The 6352-nt window shown below is 64.9% G+C and carries 5 protein-coding genes; 3 read left to right on the top strand and 2 right to left on the bottom strand.

The window, feature by feature from the left end; all coding sequences use genetic code 11:
* Both AB5Y50_RS13115 and AB5Y50_RS13110 read right to left on the bottom strand, forming a co-directional pair.
* Positions 1–195: transposase domain-containing protein (locus AB5Y50_RS13115; protein WP_368162519.1), on the bottom strand; the 195-nt coding region annotated here is incomplete at its 3' end.
* 145 nt (positions 196–340) lie between these two features.
* Entirely contained in the window at positions 341–946 is a 606-nt protein-coding gene (locus AB5Y50_RS13110) for a DUF922 domain-containing protein (RefSeq protein WP_319882073.1), read from the bottom strand.
* Positions 947–1266: 320 nt separating this feature from the next.
* Between AB5Y50_RS13110 and dcuC the strand changes: the two genes are divergently transcribed.
* From dcuC to AB5Y50_RS13095, 3 genes are all read left to right on the top strand, one after another.
* On the top strand, positions 1267–2619 hold the full coding sequence (gene dcuC, locus AB5Y50_RS13105; RefSeq protein WP_043761128.1) for an anaerobic C4-dicarboxylate transporter DcuC: 1353 nt from the start codon (positions 1267–1269) through the stop codon (positions 2617–2619).
* Positions 2620–2745: 126 nt separating this feature from the next.
* A complete protein-coding gene (locus tag AB5Y50_RS13100; RefSeq protein WP_319882074.1) occupies positions 2746–4404 on the top strand; it encodes a bifunctional metallophosphatase/5'-nucleotidase in 1659 nt (552 codons plus the stop codon).
* 291 nt (positions 4405–4695) lie between these two features.
* A complete protein-coding gene (locus AB5Y50_RS13095; protein ID WP_319882075.1) occupies positions 4696–6339 on the top strand; it encodes a hypothetical protein in 1644 nt (547 codons plus the stop codon).
* Positions 6340–6352: the final 13 nt, after the last annotated feature.

The following is a 6352-nucleotide window of genomic DNA, read 5'->3' as shown; positions in this document are numbered from 1 at the left end:
GACATGACGAAACAAGGACATCCCGATAATGGCCCATAGCACCCGCTCCATGGGCATGCGCCGTCGGCGCAAGGAGACGGAGCCCGTCTCGGCCAAGCAAGCCTGCACCAGTTCAGGTGACAGCAGGTCAGACAGGGACTCAAACTTTCCGGGAGGACAGGCGTGAATGAAGTCGAGAGCTTGGTCGATACGCATAAAAAAATCCGAAACCCAACAAGGAGTTTCGGATTCTTACACAGCCTGAGGATCGGTCAATGGATCCTTAACTGATCGGCATTAGGCTCAATCAGCCCGTTTTTTTATGTTTCCCATGAGCGTCCATGGGCCTGTACACGTGTCATCAGCCAGCCCTGGGCCAGACGACCCCCAGCTTGCGCCCCTGATCGGTCTGGCTGGCCAGGGTGTCGAACCGCGCCCGGGTGGCCTCCAGCACCGCCTGCCCTGCCTGCCAGCCCTGATGCTCCAGGGTTGGGCAATCCCGGGTCACCGGCAACTGGGCGAGGCGCGTGCCAAGCTGGCTCACGCTCTCCAGCAGGATATCCTTGTGACGGCTCTCGTAGTCGAACATGGCCGCCACCAGCTTGTCCCACTTCTGCCGCTCCTTCTCGGGCGCTCTGGCCTTGTCCATCCAGTTCGGCACCCGGACCTTGATGCGGACCGTCACGTCGGCCTGATCCAGCTCGCAACGCGCCGGTGTCGGCCTGGTCTGCAGTTGCCAGGAGAGCTGGTAGCTGGCCCTGCCGATGTGTCCGTCCGCCTGGGCGGGGGACAGAGCGGTGATCTGGCGCATCACGGCGGCCACATCGGCACCGGAGACCCGATAAAACTGAAAGTCGACCTTGATGTCGGGCACCACCCGAATACCGCTATAGTGAGATGGCGCTGCCCCGATTGAGGCGGCATACATGAGGGCCGCCACCACCCCTGTCTTGCTAAAGAGTCCCATCTGCTTGTGGCCTTGCCCCTTGTGAGTCCCAGCTTAATTTCAATTAATAATCAATGAATTAATAGTCAGAATGGAGAGTAACCGCGATCCCGGGCGCTGTCACCTGCTGTCGGTATCCGGGCGCGGCAAGCGTGCGAAATATCACACGGGCCGCATCGGGATTTGCAGGCGAGATCACAGGCAGCCATCGATGTCATGGTGAAATACTCCTTATGAGGTAATAATCCTGGCGTTTTTGTTGGTGCATGTCGACCTAACCAGTGCAATCCCCGGTTATCCCGTGCAGGCCCAGCGTCACTACATTCTCAGGAAACTACTTTATGATGGAACTCCTTATTGGCACCCTGGTCACCCTGGCCGTGGGTCGCTACATCTTCAAGGGCTATTCGGCCACCGGGGTATTGCTCAGCGGCGGTCTGCTGCTGCTGGCCATCACCGCCCTGATGGGCAAGGCCGTGCTGCCCGCCAGCGTCACCTCCACCGGCCACGTTGCCACCGACGTGTTCGAATACGTGCGCTTCCTGCTGGTGGATCGGGGCGGCGGCCTCGGCATGCTGATCATGGTGCTGTGCGGCTTCGCCGGCTACATGAGCCACATCGGAGCCAACACCATTTTGGTGAAGCTCGCCAGCAAACCCCTTGGCATCATCAAGTCCCCCTACATCCTGCTGGTGGCCGCCTACCTGGTGGCCTGCGCCATGTCGCTCGCGGTCAGCTCCGCCACCGGCCTCGGGGTACTGCTGATGGCGACCCTGTTCCCGCTGATGGTCAATATGGGGATCTCCCGTGGCGCCGCGGCCGCAGTGTGCGCCTCCCCGGCCGCCATCATCCTCTCCCCCACCTCGGGGGACGTGGTGATGGCCGCCCAGGCCGCCAACATGGAACTCATCGAGTTTGCCTTCAAGCTGACCCTGCCCATCTCGCTGACTGCCATCGCCGCCATGGCGGTGACCCACTTCTTCTGGCAGCGCTATCTGGATCGGAAATCAGGTGAACACAACGCCGCCGTCGCCCCGAGCGATCTCGTCACCGATGCCCCCGGCTTCTACGCCATCCTGCCCTTCACCCCCATCATCGGCGTGCTGCTGTTTGACGGAAAACTGGGCCCCAAACTCGACATCGTCACCATCATCGTCATCTGCCTGGTGCTGGCAGCCCTGCTGGAGCTGGTACGCAAACGCAACGGCCGCGAGCTGCTGGACGGACTGCAGGTGTGCTGGCGCAGCATGGCCGACGCCTTCGCCGGCGTGGTGATGCTGCTGGTGGGGGCCGGGGTATTCGCCCAGGGCCTGATGGGCCTCGGCTTCATCGCCAACCTCCTGGATCTGGCCCAGAGCTTTGGCACCGGCGGCATCGTCATCATGCTGATGCTGGTGGTCATCACCACCCTGGCCGCCTTCACCACGGGCTCCGGCAATGCTCCTTTCTACGCCTTTGTGGAGCTCATCCCCCACCTGGCCACCAGCCTTGGCGTCAACCCCGCCTACCTGGTGATCCCCATGCTGCAGGCCTCGAACCTGGGCCGGACCATCTCGCCGGTCTCCGGGGTAGTGGTCGCCTGTGCGGGCATGGGCAACCTCTCCCCGTTCGAGGTGGTCAAGCGCACCTCACTGCCGGTCGCCGTGGGCCTGCTGGTGGTGATCCTCGCCACCCAGATCATGGTGCCCGCCTGAGGCAGCGGGCACCCNACCGGGTGCCCGTCCCTCTTTTCTCCCCTGTCGGCCCGGTGTTCGCCGGGCTGGCATCCCCCCCGCCCCATGCAGTAGACTCGGTGCTCTTTTTCTCTAAGGAGGACCGAAATGAGTATCACGGTTCAACTTGCCCACTTCAGCGACTGCCACTCCCATTTCGATGGCGCCCCCATGCGCTTCTCCCCCGTCGGCGAATCCGAGTGGCGTACCCAATGCGGTGGCTATGGGCGCATCCTGAGCCGGCTCACCACCCTGCGCCGGCAGGCCGGGGCGGCGGGCCAGACCTGCCTGTTCCTGCACGGCGGCGACACCTTCCAGGGGTCCCTCTACTTCAACCGCTTCAAGGGACGGGCCAACGCCGATCTGCTGGCACTGCTGCGACCGGATGCCATGGTGATCGGCAACCACGAGTTCGATCTGGGCAACGGTCCCCTGGTGGAGTTCCTGCGCCAGCTCGATTTTCCCGTGCTGGCCGCCAACATCGACAGCCGCCTGGAGCCCGCCGATGCCCCCCTGAGGCTGCAGGGCCTGCCGCAGCTGTTTGACGCGAGCCGCCCCTGGCACAGGCGCGTCATCGACGGCGTCCCCTTCGCCCTGCTCGGCATCACGCTGCCACAGATGGCCGCCATCGCGAGCCCCGATCCCCACACCCGTTTCCACGGCATCGAGGAGACCCTCGGTGCCGCCCTCGCCGAGATCAAGGCTGCGGGGATCCACCACATCATCCTGCTCAGCCACCTGGGGCTCGAGCAGGACAGGCGGCTGGCCGCACGCTTCCCCGAGATCAGCCTCATCGTCGGCGGCCATACCCACAGCCTGCTGGGGGATCTGGCGCCCCTCGGACTCGAGAGCGAGGGGGAGTACCCACTGATGGTGAACGGCGTCGCCATCCTGCACGCCGCCCACAGTGCCCTCTGTCTCGGGGTCTGCGAGCTGGAGTTTGACGCCCTCGGCCGGGTCACCCGCAGCCGTGGCCAGCTGGAGTGGCTGCCCTGGCAGCCCTGGCCTTTTGCCTCCCAGCCGCCTGCAGGCCTGCACTTCTGCGAGCCGGCCCCCGAGCTGGAGCAGCACCTGGCCAGGCGCTACCGGCCCGAACTCGAGACCATGACCCGGCGCGTGGTGACCCGGCTCGCCGATCCGCTCCACCACCAGCGACTACCCGATGCCAGCCTGCCCGCCGGCAGCCAGGTCGCCCCCCTGGTGGCCGGCGCCATGCTGGCCGCCGCCCGCGAACAGGTCGGTCAGGTGGACTTCGCCCTGCACAACGCCGGCGGCGTGCGCTGCTCCCTCGAACCCGGGCCGCTGAGCGAAGCGGACATCGCCGGGCGCCTGCTGCCCTTTGCCATCCCCCTCACCCTCTACCGGGTGCACGGCCACGAGCTCGCCGAGGCGCTGGAGGGCGCCATCGACAACGCCACCAACAACGGCGTGGTCGGCAATGGCAGCGGCAGCTTCCCCTACACAGCCGGGGTGCGCTTCTGCTATCGCGCCGATCTGCCCAAAGGCAGCCGGATCACCCGCCTGGAGTGGGAGGCCAGCCCGGATCACTGGCAAGCGGTCGAGCCAGAGGCCATCTATCGTGGCGTCTCCAGCGCCTATACCGCCTCCGGCAAGGAGGGCTACACGGCCCTGGCCCGCACCCTGACCCAGCACAACCAGGAGCTCGGCATCACCCTGGCGGATGCCTTCATCCGCTGGGCCCGCCACCTGCCCGAGCTCGCCCCCCAGCCGCCGCTGGTGGAATACCAGGGTCTGCCCGCCCACTGATGGCGTGCCGGGGCCGCCCCGGCACCGGGTATTCCCTTGTCAGAACACGGGCCGCGCCTTCCCCGGGACGCGGCCCGTCTGCCAGAACCGCCGGCCTGCACAGAGAGCACAGTGGCACAGGCATCAGGCCGGGACTCGGCAACCGGCCCTGCTGTTTCAGCGTGCCAGGCGTCTGAAAACGTTACTTTTACGAATTATTTCAAGCCCCTTCCCTTGCCCCATTGCATCATGGGGCCAGGGTCGGCAAGATAAGCCCGCTTTTTCAGTCTTTCCCGCAGGAACAGTTCACCCATGAATCACGCCATCCGTTTTACCCCGCAGCGCCACAATCCCGGGCTCAGGCCGCTGGTTATCCTGCTCACCGCCCTGATGGCGTTGCTGTTCTGCCTGCGCAACCCGCTGTTTCACGGCATGGCGCCGGGATTCGATGCCTCCCTGTTCGCGGTGATGGGCAAGATGTGGAGCGAGGGGGGCGTGCTCTACCGGGACATGATCGACATCAAGGGGCCCATGATCTTCGCCCTCGATGCCCTCGGTTACTCCCTCGGCGGCTTCTTCGGGATCTGGCTGCTGGAGTGGGCGCTCTGCTGGCTGGGGCTGCTGGCAAGCTGGCAGGCCTTCGCCCAGCTCGGGCTCTCCCTGCGCGCCCGCCTCGGCAGCATGCTGGCGTTACTGGCGCTCTACAGCACTCGCTACTACTACGGCAACATGACAGAGGACTGGACATTCCATCTGGCCCTCATCGCCCAGTGGGCTTTCATCACCATGCTGCTGGACAAGCGATTCAGCTGGGGACCGGCCCTGGTCGCCGCACTCACCTTCGCCATCGTGGCCTGGATGCGCACCAACAACGGCGCCTTCTGGGGTGCCTGGTATCTGGTGCTCTTCTGTCACTGGTGCCTGCGCGAGCAGTGGCGCTGCGCCTTTGCCCTGCTCTTTTCCAGCCTGCTTGGACTGGCCCTCGTCGGCGGCCCGCTCTATGCCTACTTCCAGCACCACGACGTGCTGGCCGAGTTCAAATACTACGCCTTCGGCATCTTCTTTGAAGGGAGCTACGGCAACGGCTTCTCTCCTGAGGTGGGCGCCGTCGGTCTGCTGCGCACCGGCCTCATCATGCTGCTGCCCGCCTTCCTCGTGCTGATGCTCGGGCGCCGCCAGGAGTGGTATCTCCCCGCGCTGTGCGCCACCCTGCTGGGGGTGCTGTTCACCCTGATCGCCAACTCGGTCTCCGGCCATGTGTTCGATCACTATGACGTGCTCTATCTGCAGCTTGGCCTGCTGCCGCTCGCCTGCCTGCTGGACAGAAGCGAGCAGCGATCCGATGCCCTGGGGCTACTTTGCATCTCCCTGGTGGTGCTGACCGCCAGCTGGTTGCTGGCCCAGCAGCTCGGCTATGGCTGGAGCACCAAGGAGTGGTCTCTGGAGCGGGTGCGCGAGGTGCTCGGCAACAGCCTGCTGTGGGCCTTGCCCGTGCTCATTCTGGTCCCGCTCTGGCGCGCCTGGGACGTGCGAAGCGCCACCCCCTGGCTCGCCTCGCTGGCCATGCTGGCGCTGCTGGTCAACAACGCCTGGGAAGGCAATCTCAAGGGCAGGCCGTTCAATCCCCCCGCCCAGGTCAGGGTCGATCGTATCCTGGCCGAGACGGCGCCCACCGACAAGATCTGGGTCGATGGCATCCAGCCGCAATACTACCTCTGGACCGATCGCCAGCCGGCCTCCGCCTATCTGTTCTTTGCCAACGTCAACCCGCCCTACGATGTGCGCGAGCGGGTGCTGGCTGACATCCAGCGCCAACAACCCAAATTCATCATCGCCAAACCGGAGCGGGTGGCACAGGAGCTCAAGACTCCGACCTCCCCCTCCCACCTTGCCTTCTACCAGTATCTGGCAGCCCAGTATGAAGAGGTGGACCCGGGCCTGTACCGGCGCCGCTAATCAGGCACACAGA

It is taken from the genome of Aeromonas sp. s6 (assembly GCF_040907815.1).
Taxonomy (GTDB): Bacteria; Pseudomonadota; Gammaproteobacteria; order Enterobacterales; family Aeromonadaceae; genus Aeromonas; species Aeromonas caviae.
The sequence above is the reverse complement of the archived record's forward strand: the minus strand, read 5'-3'. Positions and strand labels throughout refer to the sequence as shown.

Bases quoted from the DNA above. Each gene is read 5' to 3' on its own strand.
- AB5Y50_RS13110 (WP_319882073.1), bottom strand. From the start codon at position 946: ATGGGACTCTTTAGCAAGACAGGGGTGGTGGCGGCCCTCATGTATGCC.
- dcuC (WP_043761128.1), top strand. From the start codon at position 1,267: ATGATGGAACTCCTTATTGGCACCCTGGTCACCCTGGCCGTGGGTCGC.
- AB5Y50_RS13100 (WP_319882074.1), top strand. From the start codon at position 2,746: ATGAGTATCACGGTTCAACTTGCCCACTTCAGCGACTGCCACTCCCAT.
- AB5Y50_RS13095 (WP_319882075.1), top strand. From the start codon at position 4,696: ATGAATCACGCCATCCGTTTTACCCCGCAGCGCCACAATCCCGGGCTC.